The organism is Prevotella sp. E13-27 (assembly GCF_023217965.1).
In the GTDB taxonomy this organism is placed as follows: Bacteria; Bacteroidota; Bacteroidia; order Bacteroidales; family Bacteroidaceae; genus Prevotella.
Map to the genome: position 1 here is coordinate 2,056,486 of NZ_JALPSC010000001.1, position 18,199 is coordinate 2,074,684.

Here is an 18,199-nt window from a genome sequence, read left to right on the forward strand (position 1 = left end):
CATGAACCTCATAGAAGAGCATAATAAAAAATATCAGTTCTTCAGTGATATTACAGGTGTGGCGATGAAAGTACACAGTAAGTATCGTGCAGGTTTGTTGGAATCAGCATACGAAGCAGCCTTCAAATACCTTTTGGAACAGCAAGGTTACAAGGTAGAAAGACAGGTTGAACTGCCTATCTACTGGGAAGATGTAAAACTTGACCAGAAATACAGAATGGATCTCGTGGTCAATGACAACATCATCCTAGAGCTGAAAGCTGTCAACTTTGTGGATAAGGAACATCGAAGACAGCTTTTCAACTACTTGAACCTTACTCACATGACTTATGGTATGCTGATAAACTTTGGTCCGAAAGGACTTTTCTCTGAGTGGTATGAGCGGTATTCAGACGGTGAGATAGAGAAGATTAAACTGTTCTAACGGTTGCGATGCTCAAAATCTTAGAAAAATTGACTCAAAAATAATTGAATGATTTTAAAATTGATTTTCTTGAGATTTTGAGGAACGAAGTGACGACCAGAAAGAATATACAATGGAAGAAAAAAAGAAAGTATTAATATTTGGTGTAGGCGAGCTACAACGCTCAATCATTGACCGAGCCAAGAAGATGGGACTCTATACCGTGGGCATAGATCCTTGTGCAGATGCAACCTGCAAGGATTGTGTTGATGCTTTTGAGGTGGTGCCAGGTCAGGACTATGAGGCACATTGTGCTGTTGTGGAGAAGTATGGTATTGATGCCATTGTAACAGCGGCAACAGATAAACCTCTGGTCATGATGGCTCGCATTGCTGAGAAGTATGGATTCCCATTCTATTCTGTTGAAACTGCTCAATGGAGTACCGACAAGTTTCAGATGAAGGAACGTTTCATGGATGGCGGTGTTCCATGTGCTAAAGGACGTTTGGTGAAGTCTGTGAGTGAGGTTGAGGATTTTGAGTTCCCTGTCATTATCAAGCCAAGAGATAATTCTGGTAGTCGCGGCGTTAAACTCTGTCGCAGCAAAGAAGAACTAGAGGCATCCATGAGCGAAGCCCTTGAGGTATCTAAGTTGGATACGGTGCTTGTTGAGGAATTCATCGAAGGTCCCGAGTACAGCATTGAGGGACTTCATCACGACGGAAAGTCAGAGGTTATCCAATTCACGGAGAAGAAAACGACAGAGTTCCCTTACAATGTGGAGTTAGGCCATATCCAGCCTGCTAACATTTCTGATGAGAATAAGCAGAAGATTCGTGAGATAATAGCAAAGATCGGCAAAGCACTGAACTTCGAGAACTGCCCTTCACATACTGAGTTGAAGATAAACGAGCGTGGAATCTTTGTCATTGAAACAAGCCCCCGTTTAGGCGGTGACTATATCACATCTACATTGACTCCGCTCTCAACTGGAGTTAATCTTGAAGATGAACTGCTGAAAATTGCCTTGGATGGAACCATCAATCCTCAGCCGGAAGCCGTGCAGTATTCTGGCGTTCGCTTCTTTGATTTTGACGAAGGTAGCGTTATCAAGCACGTGCCTGACGAGAATTTTGTTAAGGCATGGCCGCATGTTGTGGACTTCTCGTTCAATCTTGCAGAGGGAGAAAAGGTGAATCGCATTACCTCCAGTTTGAATCGATACGGACATTTGACGCTGATTGCAGGTAACAGAGAGTCCATCGAAGATGCCTTTGAAAAATATGAGAAAGCAATAAAAGAACAAACATTTCAGAACTGAAAGGAATCACATGAAGAAGTTACTCATCCTTAATTCCAACATTTCAAGCAAAGAGATTATTGAATATGCCAAATCTCAGGGCGTATATACAATTGTTGCTGACCGTAAAGATATCAATGACTTCTCCGCCAAGCGCTATTCAGACGAGGCATGGAAGATAGATCTGCTAGATATGGATGCTCTTGAAAAGAAATGTCGTGAAGCATCTATTGATGGCATAATCTGCGGTGTGTCAGAATTTACATTGGATATTCTTTCTGAATTATGCCAACGTCTTAAAAAGCCATGTTATTTTACACCTGAAGCCATGCACTATTCCCGTGACAAGGCAGACTTTAAAAAGGCATGGAGAAAAATGGGCGTACCTTTGGCTGATGATTATTTCATCTCTCCCGAATTGAAGGATGAAGAACTTGAAAACATTAAGTACCCTGTTGTTGTTAAGCCTGTAGATTGTTGTGCCAACACCGGCATCTCTTTCTGTTATAATAAAGAAGAACTTAAAAAGGGATACAAGTATGCACTTTCGGTATCGAATAGCACCAAGATTGTTGTTGAGAGGATGCTCAAAGGTAAAGAGTGGTATGCTTTCTATGCTATGGCTGGTGGTGAGTGTACACTATTGGCTCTTAATGCCATGTATTCCCAACCTGGATATCCTACCAACTGCTATGTTATTACTACTACGGTTTCGAACAATGTGGATCGTTTTATAAAAGAGGCTAATCCTTCTATTATGGAAGCCCTGAAGAGCATTGGTTGCAGAGAAGGTATTGCGTGGGTGCAGTTGATGCTTGATGAAGACAATCATTTCTATGTGCTTGAGATGGGATATAGGGGTGATTCAGAAATGTTGTTCCTGCCATACAAAGAACTGCTTGGCTTCGATTCAGTAAAACTTTGGGTTGACTATGCACTTGGCATTCAGAGTGATCCCAAAATCTTGCCCCCCCCCACAAGCTCACGCCTTTACCAAGACAGCAACCAGCTACATGCTATGGGCTACGCAAGATGCTGTTATCAAGAAAATAGTCGGTATGGATGAGATAGCTTCTATGAAGAATGTCTATATAGGCCAATGGAAAGGCGTAGGCGATGAAGTCCATCAACACACCAGTATGGCAACCATCTGTTTCTCTAACGAAAACATTGAGGAAACGTGCGAAATGATAGAGAAAATCAATAGAACAGTCAAGTTCCTCAATGAAAATGGCGAAGATATAATCATTAAATATACTGAGTTTGATTATTTGAAGCAAATGTATCAAAACGGTATAGAAGGGAGATAACGATGATAAATTGGTACAAAGCGAATAGCGTCTTTTTCTGGACGCTGGTCATTGCAATTTGCGTGATAGTATTTGGCGCTGTATATAGCAGTACGCTTGGTGACATTGCCGGAAAATTTATGAGTTGGGTGAGCCATTATTTCGGATGGCTCTACATCCTTTCCATTGTGGCCTTCATTGGATTCTGTGTATGGATTGCAATGAGTAAATATGGTAAGATTAAGCTCGGTAAAAACGATGATAAGCCGGAGTTCAGTACCTTTAGCTGGTATGCCATGCTTTTCTGTGGCAGCACTGGCATTGGGCTAGTGTTCTGGAGTATTGCTGAGCCGCTTTCTCATTATGCTGCTCCACCTGTAGGCATAGAGCCTGGAACGATGGACGCAATAGATTTCTCTATCCGTACCTGCTATCTGCACTGGGGTATCACTCAGTGGGTTTGCTTTGCTGTGGTTGGATTGGGTATAGCATATTTTCAGTTCCGCAAAGGAAAGAATGCTCAACTGAGTAATCTGCTAACTCCTCTTGTTGGTGAAAAGAGAACCAACGGCTGGTTTGGAAGGTTCATTGACGGATTCTCTGTAGTTGTATCATTTGCTGGTGTTGCTACTTCACTAGGACTTGGCGTTAGCCAGATTTGTGGTGGTTTGGAGCATTTGTTTGGAATTCCCAAGACACAAGAGACAATACTCTGGATTATTATCTTTATCACTCTTGTGTTTATCATCAGTGCCATCACTGGTGTTTACAAAGGCATCAAGATTCTGTCCAATTTCAACACCTATTTAGCTTTAGCGCTTTTGGCTGTAGCATTTATAGTAGGTCCAAAAGTTACCATTCTGAATAACTTGACAAATAGTGTTGGTCAGCACATTCAGTATTTCTTCAAAGATCTGTTTATGACCAATGCCTTTGGTGATAATGAGTGGGTAATGAACTGGCGCGTTTTCTACTATGCCTGGTTTGTGGCATGGGTACCGTTTGTTGGTATGTTTGTGGCCAGAATCTCCAAAGGGCGCACCATCCGTGAGTTTATAATGGGTGTGGTGCTGGTCCCTTCATTATTTACTATCTTATGGTTATCGGTGTTCAGCGCCATAGCGCTCAGTACTGTGCAGGGATGGAGTTTGGAAAACGTACAACAGTTGATTGCTTCGCCTGAGACAGCAGTATTCATTGTGTTCCAGAACTATCCACTGAGCAAAATCATTTCTATGATGATAGTCGTGCTGCTTGGCGTGTTCTTTATTACTTCTGCAGATAGCGCAACCTATTCTCTTAGTGTAATGACATCTAACGGAAGTATTACACCGCCTACCTATAAAAAGGTTATTTGGGGTATAGTTGTAGCCGCCATTGCATATATTTTGCTCTCTGCCGGTAGTTTGAAACCGTTGCAGACCATTTCAATTGCTGCCACACTGCCGTTCTTGATAATTATGATAGCTATGATGCCTGCATTGGTGAAAGAGTTGAAAAAAGATAAAGAGTAACAATTGTTTTCTTAATACATCCTTGAAACAAAATGAAAAGAATTCTTTTGTCATTGGTGATAGTTGTTTCATCATTAGAGGCATTTGCACAGGTTCCTTATTTTGCAGGAACCGTGGGTGATGGAAAATTGTATGGATATACCTCTCTGAAGGTGCGTCCGGGTATAAATGCACAGGAAACCTATACTTGTTTTCAGTATGGAATAGGCGATCATTTTGCCGCAGGTACTGATATCTATACAGGAGTCAATTCTGCTTATTGGGGATTTCTGGTACGCTATGGTTTAAAGATTAACCCTTGGTTTGGTATAGGAGCACAAGTGACACCATCCTTTGATTTGAAAAACAGCTTTAAATATAGCTATACCACGGGAGCAATTTATATGAATGGCCAGATTACCAAGGATGGAAAGTTGTTCTGGTGTTCAAATACTTGGTTTGGCCTTAACAAGGATGCTGACAATACCTATACTAACTGGGAGTATTTGGGATATACTTTCAAGGTAGGAAAGAATAGTATAACGCCGATGATTGGAGCCATTCACTCTTGGAAGTTTGACCAAGATGTTGATTTGGCTGTTGGCGCATATTATAGTATTGGAAAGTTTAATATTTATCTGTGGGGGAATGACTTCTTTAAGAAAAATCCCCGTATGGTACTGGGTGTTGATTTCGCATTATAAGTTGTATTTGTCATATGAACAAAGAGTTGGTTAAAAGAAGAACAATTACACCCTCCACTACATTGCTGGATGCAATGAAAAAGATGGATGAGGTGAAGGTGAAGAATCTTTTTGTTTTTCTGGAGGAAAAATTCTGTGGGTTGGTGACCATTGGTGATATTCAACGCGCCATTATTAAGAGCATACCTCTTACCGAGCAAGTTGGAAAGATACTCAATACTACCAAAATCTATGCATCTGTAGATGATTCTATCAATGAAATCAAAGAAAAGATGCATCAGATTTGGGCAGATTGTATGCCTGTTCTTGATAAAAAAGGGAATCTGAAGGATATTGTATTCTGGAAAGACGTGTCGGGCAATGATGTGCAGTCTGAGCGCCAACCCATCCATCTTCCTGTTGTTATTATGGCAGGCGGTAAGGGTACGCGCCTAAAACCCATCACCAATGTTATTCCGAAGCCCTTGGTCCCCATTGGCGATAAGACTATTTTGGAAACGATTCTTAACCAGTTCGAAGGCATTGGCTGCCATAAGTTCTATATGTCGGTCAACTACAAGGCTGACATGATGAAATACTATCTCAGTCAGCTTGACCACAAATATGACATCGAATTCTTCCAGGAGGACAAACCACTGGGTACCATAGGTAGTGTTTCTCTTCTGAAAGGTAAAATAACCACTCCGTTCTTTGTGAGCAACTGTGATAGCATCAACGAGCAGGACTATCGTGATGTTTATGACTACCACGTAGAGAACCATAACGACCTTACCATTGTCACGATGGTAAAGACATTCAAGATTCCCTACGGTGTAATCGAGACAGGCGAGGACGGCCTGATGACCTCATTGAGTGAAAAACCTGAGTTGACTTACCAGGTAAATACTGGAGTTTATATACTCAATCCCAGCTGCATTGATGAGATACCAGAAGGCGAATTCTTCCATATTACTCATTTGATGGAGAAGATTAAAGCCCGTGGTGGTAGAGTTGGTTGTTTCCCAGTCAGCGAACACGCGTGGAAGGATATGGGTGAATGGCCGGAGTACCTTAAGATGATAAATGTACTTTAGCTTTTGGCCGTTGGCTATTGGCTGTAAATAAAAAATAATATGACAAACCGAGAAAAATACCATTTCGATGACTTTACGCTTGACAATTATAAGCGTCTTATTGAACTGGCGAAGGAGAAAGGCTATCAGTTCATTTTGCACAAGGATGAGTTTGTGCCAGAGCGGAAGGATATTATCTGGCGACACGATGTGGAGTTTGAACCGGATATCGCCTTAAAAATGGCTCAAATTGAGAATGATCTTGGCGTTCAAGCCACATATTTCTTCCAGTTGCATAGCGAATGTTATAACCTGTTTGATGACCACTATAGAGGAATTTTCCATCAAATCAAGGATTTGGGACATCATGTGGGTTTGCACTTCGATTGCTATTATTGGAGAATTAACGACGAGAAACAGCTCGATGAGTTCATCACGATTGATCGACAGTATTTCGAGAAGAACCTTGGTGTTGAAATAGACACCTTCTCTTTCCACAACACCACTCCTTTTACACAAAGTTGTCTGGAGTATCGCTATGGTAACCTCATCAATGTGTATTCTTCTTATTTCAAGGAACATTACAACTATTGTGGTGACAGCCTTGGCTACTGGCGTTTCGACCGTTTGGAAGAAGTGTTGAATGACGATACGGTACAACATCTTCAAGTTTTAACCCATGATGCAAATTGGGCTGACGAAGTGTTGTCTCCAAGAAAACGCTACATACGTGCCATGTATAATCGTGCTGACCGTTTGATAGAAGAGCAGATAGAGTCTGTGCATGTTCTTGGTATGTTCTGTCCTGATGATGATATAGATTGAAACAAGACTCATAAAATATGAAAGGAATAGTACTTGCTGGAGGTTCCGGCACCAGACTTTACCCTATTACAAAGGGTGTTAGCAAACAATTGCTACCTATTTATGATAAACCGATGGTTTATTATCCAATCAGTGCTTTGATGCTAGCAGGTATCAGGGATATTCTTATTATCTCCACGCCATACGACCTTCCTGGCTTTAAGCGTTTGCTGGGGGATGGCTCAGATTATGGAGTACATTTTGAATATGCAGAACAGCCCAGTCCCGATGGCCTCGCTCAGGCTTTCATCATTGGCGAAAAGTTCATTAGTGATGACAGTGCCTGCCTTGTTTTGGGTGATAATATCTTCTACGGCAGTGGCTTTACCGCTTTGCTCCGTAACGCAGTGAAAGATGCTGAGGAGAACAAGAAAGCCACCGTCTTCGGTTACTGGGTCAGCGATCCAGAGCGTTATGGTGTGGCAGAATTTGATAAGAACGGCAATTGCCTCAGCATTGAAGAGAAGCCTAAAGAGCCGAAGAGCAATTATGCTGTGGTGGGGCTTTACTTCTACCCCAACAAGGTGGTGAACGTTGCCAAGACCATCAAGCCCTCTGCACGTGGTGAATTGGAAATAACTACTGTTAATCAGGAGTTCTTAAAGGATGGAGAACTGAAAGTTCAGGTCTTTGGCCGTGGCTTCGCATGGTTAGATACAGGTACTCATGATAGCCTTGCAGAGGCATCCACCTTCGTAGAGGTCATTGAGAAACGCCAGGGTCTGAAGGTGGCCTGCTTGGAGGGTATTGCTTACCGCAATGGATGGATTTCTGAAGAAAAGATGCGTGAGTTGGCAAAGCCTATGCTCAAGAATCAATACGGTCAGTATCTTCTCAAAGTCATCGACGAAATGAAAGAAGAGATTAACTCGCTTAGTTTCACTCACCCTAATATGTTGGGACCAAAAGAATAACAAGAGAAACCCTCATTAAACAGCAACAAATTGTAGTAATGAAAAGCACCCCCCCCCACCTGTCAATTAGAAAAACAAGTATTTAAGAAACAACGTAGCAGTAATCTAGAGTTGTATCGAATTGTCTGTATGCTGATGATTGTTGCCCACCATTTTATCCTATCTGGTTTTGTTGCGGACAACGGTCCCTTAGTTAACAAACCTCTATCAGCAAATAGTGTTTTTCTTTGGATATTCGGGGCATGGGGTAAGACAGGTATCAATTGCTTTATGATGATTACTGGGTACTTTATGTGTACCAGTAAAATCACATTACGGAAGCTCTTAAAACTCTTGGCTCAGGTTTACTTTTACAGATTAATCTTTTTTGCGCTTTTTTTGAGCATAGGATATGAAACGTTGAGTACAATGAGGTTGGTGAAGATACTGATGCCTTTCTGGGGGGTGGAGTATGGTTTTACACCGTGTTTTATAGTGTTTTTCCTCACAATACCTTTTTGGACAATTCTTGTTCAGAACATGACAAAACGGCAACATGAATTGCTTTTGATACTTATGCTTGGTTGTTATACACTATTAGGGTCTGTACCAACTTTCACGGTTTCTTTTAATTATGTAACCTGGTTTGGTATTATATTCTTAATTGCTTCATATATTCGTCTATACCCAACAAGAATATTTGAGCGTAAAGCACTTTGGGGATGGTTGACACTGACTCTGATTATCGTGTCTATGCTGAGTGTTGTAATACTACAAAAGTATTTAGGGGCCAATTATTTCTTCATGTCGGACACCAATAAGGTTTTAGCTGTAGCAGTGGCTGTAAGCTCATTCCTGTGGTTCAAAAATATAGACATCAAGTATAGTAGAGTCATTAATGCCTTTGGCGCAGGAACATTTGGCGTGTTGTTAATCCACGCTAATTCTGATGCAATGAGAACTTGGCTATGGAAGGATACGATTAATGCGGTTGGTCATTATTCACTGGATTTTGGGCATTTAGTGCTATTCAGTGTTGGAGTAGTCTTGGCTGTTTTTATTATTTGCAATTTAATAGATCAATTACGTATTGCCACTGTAGAAAAATGGTTCTTTAACTGGTATGATAATAAGGTTTCAATGAAAGCTGAAGCCCTTGTTAATAAGATAATAATGAAACAATAGTATAGTATGGATAAAATTACCGTCACCTCGCCGTTGCTGCCCAGCCTCGACGAGTTTAATGAAATGCTTAAAGAAATCTGGGCAAGTAAGTGGGTAACAAACAACGGTCAGTTCCATAGACAGTTGGAACAGGAGCTCGCTGAATATCTGAAAGTACCATATATAAGCCTGTTCACGAACGGCACTTTGCCGCTATTGACGGCTTTACAGGCTCTTCGCATAACAGGTGAGGTGATAACCACTCCTTACAGTTTTGTAGCAACCACTCATAGCATTTGGTGGAATGGTTGTCGCCCTGTATTCGTGGATATTGAGGAAGAAACCTGTGGTATTGACCCCGATAAGATAGAAGCGGCCATAACGCCCAAGACCACGGCTATAATGCCCGTGCATTGCTATGGCAAGCCGGTAAACATGAAGGCAATTCAGGCAATTGCAGATAAATATGGTTTGAAGGTGATCTACGATGCCGCACACGCCTTTGGTGTTGAGGTAGATGGTGAGAGCGTACTTAATGCAGGTGATATGAGTACGCTTAGTTTCCATGCCACAAAGGTTTATAATACCCTTGAAGGTGGTGCTTTGGTAATGCACGACGAAGTGACAAAGAAGCGTATAGACTATCTAAAGAACTTTGGTTTTGCTGGAGAAACAGAGGTAGTTGCTCCCGGTATCAACAGCAAGGTTGATGAGGTAAGAGCGGCATACGGATTACTTAATCTAAAGCAAGTAGATGAAGCCATAGAGAAACGTCATCAGGTAGCCATCAAGTACCGTAAAGCATTACGCAATGTGCCAGGAATCCGTTTCTTTGACGATATGTCTGGAGTGCGTCATAATTACAGTTATTTTCCCATCTTTATCAATGCAAAGGAATATGGTAAGACTCGCGACCAACTCTACTTTGAGATGAAAGAGAAAAATGTGCTTGGACGCCGGTATTTCTATCCACTTATTAGTACATTCAGTACCTATCGTGGTCTTCCGAGTGCTGCACCTGCGAACCTACCAGTAGCGACACGTTTGGCAGAGGAGGTGATATGCCTGCCTATGCATCATGAACTAAGCGAAGAAGATATTACAAGAGTTTTGAATTTGATAATGTAATAAAATATAATTAACATGACTAAAACAATATTGTCAGTTGGGGCAGGCTATCCCCAGGAAGAATTTGCAGATGCAATTAAGGCCAGAGGCTATAACCTTATTTCGATTGGAAAAGGGAAAAACTCTGAGCATGTTATTTCTGTAAGCGATGTGTTTGCAGAAGTTGATACACACTCTTTCGAAGAGGTAGATAAATGGATAAGTGAAAACAATATTCATTTTGATGCGGCAGGTTCCTTTGCTGGAGGTGGCGCAATTATCACTCTTCAGAGGATAAATAAGAAGTATGGAATGCCAACACAAGTGCCTGATGACTTGATGGTAGGTATGGATAAGTTTTCTCAGGCGGACTTGTATGAGAAATACAACTTAACATCAATAAAATCATGGACTGTGTCAGAACTGAAGGAAGTGCCAGAAGATATTGACGAGTTTGTAGTTAAGCCTGCAGTGGGCCGAGGAAGCGTTGGTGTTGAGTTCGTAAGTAGAGATGAACTTATTACAAAACTATCTCAACACAGTATTCCTGATGATTACATCATTCAAGTATTCAGGAGGGGTGTTGAGTTCAGAATGTTGCTGATTGTTCAGCGTGGACAAATAAAGCTTTTGGCGCCCGTCAAAAGACGTTCTTTCAGAGATACTTCATTCCTCGGACGTTTGAGTTGTTCAACGGAAGAACTTCCTCGAATTGAAAAATACTGCGAGAAGATGATTAGTGATATGAATATCGAAAACGGTATTATTAAGTTTGATATTCTTGTCAGCAATCTTCATATAGACATGATTGAAATGGATATTTCCGTTGGAGGCGGAATCTATTTCAAACGATACATAGAGAAGCTCTTTGAATGGGATATTATCAATAAGTATATTGATTTGATTTTGGATGAACCATTGGATGAGGCTCATATAGCAAATCCGAACCTCGTGATGGATTATGTGTATAATGAGACGGGTAAGCCATTCGTGATGGATGCAAATAAGCTAGAGGCTACTCTTAAATCTTACATTAAAGGTGACATTAAAGTTGTTTATAATAAGTTTGAACCATGGAAGACAGGGAAAATGGGCTCAAATGCCGACTTTATTTGTACCATTATTCATGATGATGCAAATGTTACAAATGAGGCTCTTAATGATTTGTTGAACCAACAGTTGTTTGAGAAATGGGCAAAATAGTTAGTGTCTCGGAAACGGAAAGGAAGTACTTGGTAAAATCGTTTACCAAGGATTCTTTGTGGGATAGAGAGTTTATTATCTACCAATGGTATGATAAAAAAGAGAAAGAGAAGAAAACGAAGTTGATTATAGACATCCCAAATCTTACGACCAAGTGGGTAAGAGTTACTAAAAAAAGATTGTCAAATGCTGAATCACAAAAAACGGTTGAATACTTGAATTCAAAGGATATAGATTTGAAAAAATTGTTGGGTGAACCGTTTGTTTGTAAGAGGCGTTTCCTAAAAGGGAAGATTAGCATTGACTATTTTATTCGTTCAAATGGTGCTTGTGATTACCTTCTAGAAGACGAGGGGGATGAAGCAATGCTTAAGGCATTTGTCTCTTCCTGTAACGCATCTCTTACAGATGTTACTGATGATATCTCATATAGGAACACAAATATGACGACGCCATTTTCGGAAGAGGACAAAAAACAGTTGGAGTTTCTGCTTAATACGCTTTACTGCCAACAGAAATAGAGGAAAAACTAATCGTAATAATATTAATCAATAGAATTGTATAAAAAAATAATTAGGTATCACTAAATGAGGAATACTCCTATCATTTTTTCCGGCTGGAATGTCCGGGCTGTTCTTGCCTTTAGCCGTTTTTGTTCAAAGAGAAATATCCACCTTGGCATAGTGGCAAAAGGAGATGATGACCCGATATTATTGACTGACTACAAAAGTAATGTTATTCTTAAGAGAAGCAGATCTGCTATTGATTTAGAATTATTTACTGAACTATATAATATATGTCAGTCAAAGGGATATGACAACCCCGTAATAATCCCGTCAACAGAATATCTAAACAGACTTCTGTTAGAGAAAAGGGATGATATTGAGCATATTGGATTCCAAATACCTCTATGTGAGGAGTCTTTATACAGCAAACTTTCGGATAAAAAGTTGTTTGAAGACACTTGCCGGCAGTATGGCATTTCAGTACCTGAAGTTTATGATAGCATTACTCCGGATAGAATACCGTTTGTAATAAAGCCAAAATCATATTTTTCTCAGGGAAGGTTTATAACAGAAAAGCCTAAGCCCATACTTAGTATAGAAGATTACGAACGTGTTAAAGGTTTAGATTTTTCGAACAGCTATGTTCAAGAGTTCATAGGAGGTGATTCTTACTATTTGTTATGCTACTTCTCTAAAGATGGAAGTTATAGCGTTTATTCACAAGAAAACCTTATCCAGCAACACGATGGACTTTCTATAGTTGGTGCGAGGTCTTCTAATATACACTTGGATAAACGTGTAAATAAGTATATTGAAATGCTTAAAGACCTCCATTACCATGGTCTTATTATGATTGAAATACGCGATTACAAGGGAGAATTCTACATGATAGAGGCAAATCCAAGATTATGGGGGCCTTCTCAGTTGATTCTGGATTCCAATATGGATTTGTTTGACAGATTTGCGTGTGATAATGGCTTTCAAGATGACCATATGACTGATCCATATAAAGTTAATACAGAATATTTCTGGTTTGGCGGGATTGTTGAAACCCAGTGGAAACAACGCGACTTGGCCTTCCATAATGGATATACATACGAGCTCATGGGAAAAGACCTAGGTACGTGGCTTAAGAATGATATCTATAAAAGGAAAGATAGCTATTTGGCATTCATTGGAGAGATAACTAACGATTGATAAATACATACTAAATATGAGTGAAGTACAGAAGTATGCACCGGTATATATTCCAACACTCAACAGATTTGAGCACTTCAAACGCTGCTTGGAGTCGTTAGAACGTTGCACAGATGCGGATAAGACAGACGTATATGTCGGACTTGACTATCCTCCTTCAGAAAAGTATGTTGAAGGATGGAAAAAGATAGATAAGTATCTTTCTGAGAAGGAGAAGAAACATGGCTTCAAGAACCTATATGTCCGCAGAAGAGACCATAATTGTGGCGTAGGAACTGTCAACAGTAACAGCATGCTACTTCTTCAGGAGATACGGCAATCCTATGATCGTTATATTATAACAGAGGATGATAATGAGTTCTCCCCGAATTTCTTGTCATATTGCAATTGGGGCTTGGAGTATTCAAAAAATGATGATAGAATACTTGCTGTATGTGGTTTCAATATAGTTGAAACACCCAATATAAAGAATAATGTATATACATATAACAAGGCTTATTGTGCATGGGGGGCAGCTTTTTGGGTTGAGCGAAGGGATAGAATGCAAGAATTATATGATTTTGACAAGATAAAAAAGATAGTTGATTCTTATCCTCTTTCTACTGTTTTTAGTGAAAGCATAGTACTAGCCTCTTCATTACTTTATATGTTGAAAAAGAGGCACATTCTAGGAGATACTATTTTGCAAGCCATCCCAGAAGACAAAAGGTGGTGCGTTTTCCCAAAAGTTTCAATGGTTCGTAACTGGGGGCATGACGGCAGTGGCCAGCACGGTAAAAACTTGGATTCTTATCAGCGTCTTATAAATCTTCCTATTGACGAATCGTTGGTGTTTGAACCTCATATTGAAAACGATCTTTATACACAAGAGATAGAGTTAGCATATAAAGAAAAAAATGCTATTCCTCTAAAAGAAAGGGTTCGTTCGGTTTTAAGATTCCTTATATATAAGTTAACAGGTAAAATTGTAGTTTTAGAAAGACCCAAATACTTGAAATAACGAAAGTATGGCAAAAAGTAGTATCGCAAAAGGAGCTATAATTTCCTATATATCAATATTCCTCAATATCGTTATCTCCTTGGTATATACACCTTGGATGATAAACCAGGTTGGTGTGTCAGATTATGGTTTATATAGTTTGGTTACTGCATTTTTGTCATATTTTCTGCTGGATTTCGGTCTTTCTGGTACTATCACTCGTTTTATTGCCAAATATAGGGCCGAGGGTGATGAGGAAAAGGTTGCTAATATGCTTGGTATAACAGCAAAGGTATATCTGATATTTGATACCATCATATTTGTTGTCCTATTTGTACTGTTTTTCTTCCTTGCCAATATATTCGGAGGGTTAACGCCAGAAGAGATAGAAAGACTTAAAGTCTTGTACTGCATTGCTGGAACTTTTAGCGTACTTTCTTTCTTGTTCAAACCAGTTAGTGGTGCCATGATGGCATACGAGTTCTTTGTGGAGAACAAGTTGCTGGATTTGGTAGTCCGGGTAGGTACAGTAATATTGATAGTTATAGCGTTGCTTCTTGATGGGAACGTTTATCATATTGTATTCATTACAGGAGCGGTTGGATTCGGGACCGCTGTTCTTAGATACTTAATCTTCACAAAGAAGTCAAAAATCAGAATTAACTGGAAGTATTTTGAGAAAGCAGAACTTATTGCACTTTTCTCTTTCTCTGCATGGATATTACTTGTTCAGTTGGCTCAGATGTTCAGGCTAAGTTTAGTCCCAACCATTCTCGGGATATTCTCTGACACGACTGAAATATCAATTTTTTCAGTGGGGCGTAACCTTGAAGGAATGGTATATACTATTTCTGCCGCGTTAAATGGCCTTTTCCTGCCAGTAGTATCTAGATTGTCGCATTCTGGTGACAGGAAAAGTATTATGGATTTGATGATAAGAGTTGGGAGAATACAGTTATATGTCATTTTTCTGATATTTGCAGGTTTCTGTGCTTTTGGTGAGCGTTTTATTCATTTGTGGGTTGGAGAGACGTTCCATGCATCATACTTTGTGTTCATATTCTTAGTATTTGTGAATGTCATTTCATTAACAATGCAAATTGCAATGGACATGGTATATGCAGAGAATAAAATAAAACATACAGCAACTCGAGTTTTGATAAGTTCTGTGATTGGTATTATTCTCTCTATCATCGTCGCTCCAAAATATGGTGCTCTGGGTTGTGCTGCCGCTACGGGTGTGGCATTGATACTAACACAAATACTCTATGTGGATTTCTATCAAAGAAAAATGGGGCTGGATATGAAGCATTTTTTCAAAAACTGTCATCTGAGAATCCTGCCCCCACTGACGGTTTATACCGTTGCCGCTTATTTCATACAACGTTATTTACCCTTTGAAGGATGGATGGCTTTGATTATTTCCATGGGAATCTATGCTATAGGGTATTGTGTTATAATATGGTTGTTCTTGGCGAACAAATACGAGAAGAATCTCGTTTTAAGTTTCATGTCCAAGAAACGTATTAATGAATCAGAGTAATATATGGACAAGCTTTCATTCAAGGAATTCAAACGATTAGTAAAGACGGATTTGCGGTGTTATATGAAGCCTTTCTGGTACTGCGTTCTAATGGTGCCTGGGTTTAAATATACCTTCAATCACAGACTATGCTATTATCTCTCAAAGCATAAGCTATTATTCCCTCTGTATATTTTACAGTATTTTAGGTTGAGACATCTGACCTTCAAATTAGGAATAGAAGTGGTAAGAGACATGAGCCTTCCAGAGGCTTTCTGTATAGCCCATTTTGGCGGCATTACGTTTTATCCGAAGTCTTGCGGAAAAAATGTATTGCTGCGGCCAGGTGTCGTTGTCGGAACGGCTGGTAGTTTCGATTATAGTAAGAATCCAATTATTGGAAACAATGTGAAATTTGGAGCCCATTCCTGCGTTCTGGGGGGGGTGGAAATTGGTGATAACGTGGTTATAGCTGCAAATGCTGTGGTTGTTAAAGATGTGCCTTCTAACTGCGTAGTTGCAGGTGTTCCTGCAAGAATTGTTAGATATTTAACTGAAAACAATAATCAAAAAGAATAAAATGAAGAAGATAGTTAAACTTAGTGAGATCAAAGATACACTAGGCGATTTGTTGATAACCACTTATGGCCCGACCGAAGATGTGTATATTGATAACTTGGCTGATGTGCAGCATGTCAATGAAACCACTCTGGATTGGGTAGGCAATAATAAGAAAAACCAGCAGGTTATCGCTGAACAGTCCCCGGCCAAAGTAATCCTTGTCAGTGAGAAGGTGGCCTATACGGAAGAGTTGAAGGAACAAAAGAGGACCCTCTTGGTGGTTAGTAACCCCAGACAAGCTTTGGCAGTCATCGGGAATGCTTTCTTTCTGGAGATGGGAACACATGAAATCCATCCTACGGCAATCGTTGATCCTGAAGCAAAAATAGGTAAAGATGTATATATTGGACCATACGCTGTAATTGGTAAAGCTGAGGTAGGCGATAATTGCAGTATCAGTGCCTTTGTTAAAATTTACGACAATGTCAAGATAGGCCATCATTGCTTCTTCAAAGAGGGTGCTGTCATTGGAGGTGCCGGATTCGGATTCGAGAAGGATGCCGATGGTAACCGTTTCCGTTTTCCTCAGCTTGGAAAGGTGGTGATTGGAAATTATGTTGAGGTGGGTGCAAATTCCACCATAGACAGAGGCGCTCTTTCGGATACCGTTATTGGCGATTATACTAAAATGGATAATCTTTGTCACATAGCCCATAACAATGTGGTTGGTAAGAACTGTATCTTTACTGCTGGCAGTATTGTGTCTGGCTCGTGTGAGATTGGTGATAATACCTGGGTAGGCCCTAATTCGACCATCAACAACTGGATAAAAGTGGGGGCCGATTCATTGATTGGTATTGGTTCAACTGTAGTAATGAAAGTTAAGGACGGGACGAAAGTATTTGGAGTCCCGGCAGAAAAAGTGGAATTCTAAAGTTTATAAGTGATTATTTTAGAGATTATTAACAATTAAAATGAATACTATTATGGAATTAGACGAATTTGTAAAGAACTTTGCTGAGCAGTTTGAGGATACTGATACTTCTGAAATCACAGCCTCTACACAATATCACGATCTTGATGAGTGGAGTTCACTCATTGGTATGAGTGTGATTGCTATGGTCAAAGAGGTCTATGGTAAGAAGGTGACAGGAAAGCAGATTAAAGAGTGCAAGACAGTAGAAGCATTGTTTAACGTAATAGCTGCCGCAGAATGATAGACTACAATCCGTTCACACTTGAAGGTAAAACCATTTTGGTGACAGGCGCCTCCTCGGGCATTGGAAAAGGTATTGCTATTACTTGCTCCAGGATGGGGGCAACGGTCATCATCAACGGTAGAAATACTGAGAGGTTGCATGAAACACTCTCCCAGATGAGTGGAGAAGGACATACTGTGGCTGCGGTTGATTTAACAGATGCCGGTGCTTTGGCTTCTATGGTGAACCAATTGCCCAAGTTGGACGGGTTGGTACAGTGTGCTGGTTTGGGGCAAAGGGTGGCCTGTAAGGATTTGCATTCAGAAGATGTCAATCAGGTGATGGATGTGAACTTCAAGGCTCCCGTTATGCTCCAGGCTGAATTGCTGCGGCAAAAGAAGATAAACAAAGGGGCATCCATTGTGTTTGTAGCATCCATAGCATCGTGGTCTCCCAGTTTGGGCAATTCTATCTATAGTGCCTCCAAAGGTGCTATTATCTCTTACGCTAATTGCCTGTCGCTGGAGTTGGCTCCAAGGAAGATTCGCGTGAATTGCATCAGCCCCGCGATGGTATGGACTGATTTGATTCTCAATGAGAGTATTGATGTGGAATTGCTCAAGGAAGACGAAGCGACTTACCCTCTCAAGCGCTACGGTCAACCTGAGGATATAGCCAATCTTGCAGTCTATATGCTGTCCGACGCTTCCACATGGATGACAGGGAGTAATGTAAATATAACAGGAGGGGGCATTTTATAGTA

General features: G+C 40.3%; 20 protein-coding genes. All 20 read left to right on the plus strand.

Going from position 1 to position 18,199, the window contains the following annotated elements:
- The first annotated feature begins 1 nt into the window (after nucleotide 1).
- Nucleotides 2–424: a GxxExxY protein gene (locus M1L52_RS08075; protein WP_248614423.1), complete on the plus strand. Its 423-nt coding sequence runs from the start codon at nucleotides 2–4 to the stop codon at nucleotides 422–424.
- A gap of 112 nt (nucleotides 425–536) precedes the next feature.
- The gene (locus M1L52_RS08080) at nucleotides 537–1,724 is read left to right on the plus strand and encodes an ATP-grasp domain-containing protein (protein ID WP_248614424.1); all 1,188 of its coding nucleotides are present in this window, start codon (nucleotides 537–539) and stop codon (nucleotides 1,722–1,724) included.
- Between the two features lie 10 nt (nucleotides 1,725–1,734).
- A complete protein-coding gene (locus M1L52_RS08085; RefSeq protein ID WP_248614425.1) occupies nucleotides 1,735–2,769 on the plus strand; it encodes an acetyl-CoA carboxylase biotin carboxylase subunit family protein in 1,035 nt (344 codons plus the stop codon).
- Complete coding sequence (locus tag M1L52_RS08090) at nucleotides 2,762–3,013, plus strand: hypothetical protein (protein WP_248614426.1); 252 nt, start codon at nucleotides 2,762–2,764, stop codon at nucleotides 3,011–3,013. The genes M1L52_RS08085 and M1L52_RS08090 overlap by 8 nt, the downstream gene beginning before the upstream one ends.
- A 2-nt stretch (nucleotides 3,014–3,015) precedes the next feature.
- On the plus strand, nucleotides 3,016–4,506 hold the full coding sequence (locus M1L52_RS08095) for a BCCT family transporter (protein WP_248614428.1): 1,491 nt from the start codon (nucleotides 3,016–3,018) through the stop codon (nucleotides 4,504–4,506).
- Between the two features lie 32 nt (nucleotides 4,507–4,538).
- Nucleotides 4,539–5,189, plus strand: coding sequence for a hypothetical protein (locus tag M1L52_RS08100; protein ID WP_248614429.1), 651 nt, complete (start codon nucleotides 4,539–4,541; stop codon nucleotides 5,187–5,189).
- A gap of 74 nt (nucleotides 5,190–5,263) precedes the next feature.
- On the plus strand, nucleotides 5,264–6,262 hold the full coding sequence (locus M1L52_RS08105) for a nucleotidyltransferase family protein (RefSeq protein WP_248614430.1): 999 nt from the start codon (nucleotides 5,264–5,266) through the stop codon (nucleotides 6,260–6,262).
- 39 nt (nucleotides 6,263–6,301) lie between these two features.
- Nucleotides 6,302–7,066 (plus strand): hypothetical protein, encoded by a 765-nt coding sequence (locus M1L52_RS08110; RefSeq protein ID WP_248614431.1) that lies wholly within the window; start codon nucleotides 6,302–6,304, stop codon nucleotides 7,064–7,066.
- A gap of 17 nt (nucleotides 7,067–7,083) precedes the next feature.
- On the plus strand, nucleotides 7,084–8,019 hold the full coding sequence (gene rfbA / locus M1L52_RS08115; RefSeq protein WP_248614432.1) for a glucose-1-phosphate thymidylyltransferase RfbA: 936 nt from the start codon (nucleotides 7,084–7,086) through the stop codon (nucleotides 8,017–8,019).
- Between the two features lie 111 nt (nucleotides 8,020–8,130).
- On the plus strand, nucleotides 8,131–9,183 hold the full coding sequence (locus M1L52_RS08120) for an acyltransferase (RefSeq protein WP_262917955.1): 1,053 nt from the start codon (nucleotides 8,131–8,133) through the stop codon (nucleotides 9,181–9,183).
- 6 nt (nucleotides 9,184–9,189) lie between these two features.
- Nucleotides 9,190–10,290 carry a DegT/DnrJ/EryC1/StrS family aminotransferase gene (locus M1L52_RS08125; protein WP_248614434.1) on the plus strand — a complete coding sequence of 367 codons (1,101 nt, stop codon included), beginning with the start codon at nucleotides 9,190–9,192 and terminating at the stop codon, nucleotides 10,288–10,290.
- 15 nt (nucleotides 10,291–10,305) lie between these two features.
- Nucleotides 10,306–11,472 carry a hypothetical protein gene (locus M1L52_RS08130; RefSeq protein WP_248614435.1) on the plus strand — a complete coding sequence of 389 codons (1,167 nt, stop codon included), beginning with the start codon at nucleotides 10,306–10,308 and terminating at the stop codon, nucleotides 11,470–11,472.
- Complete coding sequence (locus tag M1L52_RS08135; RefSeq protein ID WP_248614436.1) at nucleotides 11,460–11,993, plus strand: hypothetical protein; 534 nt, start codon at nucleotides 11,460–11,462, stop codon at nucleotides 11,991–11,993. Before M1L52_RS08130 ends, M1L52_RS08135 begins: the two co-directional genes overlap by 13 nt.
- Before the next feature lie 162 nt (nucleotides 11,994–12,155).
- Nucleotides 12,156–13,175 carry a hypothetical protein gene (locus tag M1L52_RS08140; protein WP_248614437.1) on the plus strand — a complete coding sequence of 340 codons (1,020 nt, stop codon included), beginning with the start codon at nucleotides 12,156–12,158 and terminating at the stop codon, nucleotides 13,173–13,175.
- A 16-nt stretch (nucleotides 13,176–13,191) separates the two neighbouring features.
- The gene (locus tag M1L52_RS08145; protein ID WP_248614438.1) at nucleotides 13,192–14,175 is read left to right on the plus strand and encodes a hypothetical protein; all 984 of its coding nucleotides are present in this window, start codon (nucleotides 13,192–13,194) and stop codon (nucleotides 14,173–14,175) included.
- A 7-nt stretch (nucleotides 14,176–14,182) separates the two neighbouring features.
- The gene (locus tag M1L52_RS08150; RefSeq protein WP_248614439.1) at nucleotides 14,183–15,697 is read left to right on the plus strand and encodes an oligosaccharide flippase family protein; all 1,515 of its coding nucleotides are present in this window, start codon (nucleotides 14,183–14,185) and stop codon (nucleotides 15,695–15,697) included.
- A gap of 234 nt (nucleotides 15,698–15,931) precedes the next feature.
- On the plus strand, nucleotides 15,932–16,255 hold the full coding sequence (locus M1L52_RS08155; RefSeq protein WP_248614440.1) for a DapH/DapD/GlmU-related protein: 324 nt from the start codon (nucleotides 15,932–15,934) through the stop codon (nucleotides 16,253–16,255).
- Between the two features lies 1 nt (nucleotide 16,256).
- On the plus strand, nucleotides 16,257–17,171 hold the full coding sequence (locus M1L52_RS08160) for a hypothetical protein (protein WP_248614441.1): 915 nt from the start codon (nucleotides 16,257–16,259) through the stop codon (nucleotides 17,169–17,171).
- A gap of 52 nt (nucleotides 17,172–17,223) precedes the next feature.
- Nucleotides 17,224–17,454 carry an acyl carrier protein gene (locus M1L52_RS08165; RefSeq protein ID WP_248614442.1) on the plus strand — a complete coding sequence of 77 codons (231 nt, stop codon included), beginning with the start codon at nucleotides 17,224–17,226 and terminating at the stop codon, nucleotides 17,452–17,454.
- Nucleotides 17,451–18,197 (plus strand): SDR family NAD(P)-dependent oxidoreductase, encoded by a 747-nt coding sequence (locus M1L52_RS08170; RefSeq protein WP_248614443.1) that lies wholly within the window; start codon nucleotides 17,451–17,453, stop codon nucleotides 18,195–18,197. Before M1L52_RS08165 ends, M1L52_RS08170 begins: the two co-directional genes overlap by 4 nt.
- The last annotated feature ends 2 nt before the right edge of the window (nucleotides 18,198–18,199 follow it).

Coding starts and splice junctions, on each gene's coding strand:
- M1L52_RS08125 (WP_248614434.1), top strand. CDS start 9,190: ATGGATAAAATTACCGTCACCTCGCCGTTGCTGCCCAGCCTCGACGAG.
- M1L52_RS08085 (WP_248614425.1), top strand. CDS start 1,735: ATGAAGAAGTTACTCATCCTTAATTCCAACATTTCAAGCAAAGAGATT.
- M1L52_RS08135 (WP_248614436.1), top strand. CDS start 11,460: ATGGGCAAAATAGTTAGTGTCTCGGAAACGGAAAGGAAGTACTTGGTA.
- M1L52_RS08100 (WP_248614429.1), top strand. CDS start 4,539: ATGAAAAGAATTCTTTTGTCATTGGTGATAGTTGTTTCATCATTAGAG.
- rfbA (WP_248614432.1), top strand. CDS start 7,084: ATGAAAGGAATAGTACTTGCTGGAGGTTCCGGCACCAGACTTTACCCT.
- M1L52_RS08095 (WP_248614428.1), top strand. CDS start 3,016: ATGATAAATTGGTACAAAGCGAATAGCGTCTTTTTCTGGACGCTGGTC.
- M1L52_RS08170 (WP_248614443.1), top strand. CDS start 17,451: ATGATAGACTACAATCCGTTCACACTTGAAGGTAAAACCATTTTGGTG.
- M1L52_RS08110 (WP_248614431.1), top strand. CDS start 6,302: ATGACAAACCGAGAAAAATACCATTTCGATGACTTTACGCTTGACAAT.
- M1L52_RS08160 (WP_248614441.1), top strand. CDS start 16,257: ATGAAGAAGATAGTTAAACTTAGTGAGATCAAAGATACACTAGGCGAT.
- M1L52_RS08155 (WP_248614440.1), top strand. CDS start 15,932: ATGAGCCTTCCAGAGGCTTTCTGTATAGCCCATTTTGGCGGCATTACG.
- M1L52_RS08090 (WP_248614426.1), top strand. CDS start 2,762: ATGGATGAGATAGCTTCTATGAAGAATGTCTATATAGGCCAATGGAAA.
- M1L52_RS08075 (WP_248614423.1), top strand. CDS start 2: ATGAACCTCATAGAAGAGCATAATAAAAAATATCAGTTCTTCAGTGAT.
- M1L52_RS08080 (WP_248614424.1), top strand. CDS start 537: ATGGAAGAAAAAAAGAAAGTATTAATATTTGGTGTAGGCGAGCTACAA.
- M1L52_RS08150 (WP_248614439.1), top strand. CDS start 14,183: ATGGCAAAAAGTAGTATCGCAAAAGGAGCTATAATTTCCTATATATCA.
- M1L52_RS08105 (WP_248614430.1), top strand. CDS start 5,264: ATGAAAAAGATGGATGAGGTGAAGGTGAAGAATCTTTTTGTTTTTCTG.
- M1L52_RS08165 (WP_248614442.1), top strand. CDS start 17,224: ATGGAATTAGACGAATTTGTAAAGAACTTTGCTGAGCAGTTTGAGGAT.
- M1L52_RS08145 (WP_248614438.1), top strand. CDS start 13,192: ATGAGTGAAGTACAGAAGTATGCACCGGTATATATTCCAACACTCAAC.
- M1L52_RS08130 (WP_248614435.1), top strand. CDS start 10,306: ATGACTAAAACAATATTGTCAGTTGGGGCAGGCTATCCCCAGGAAGAA.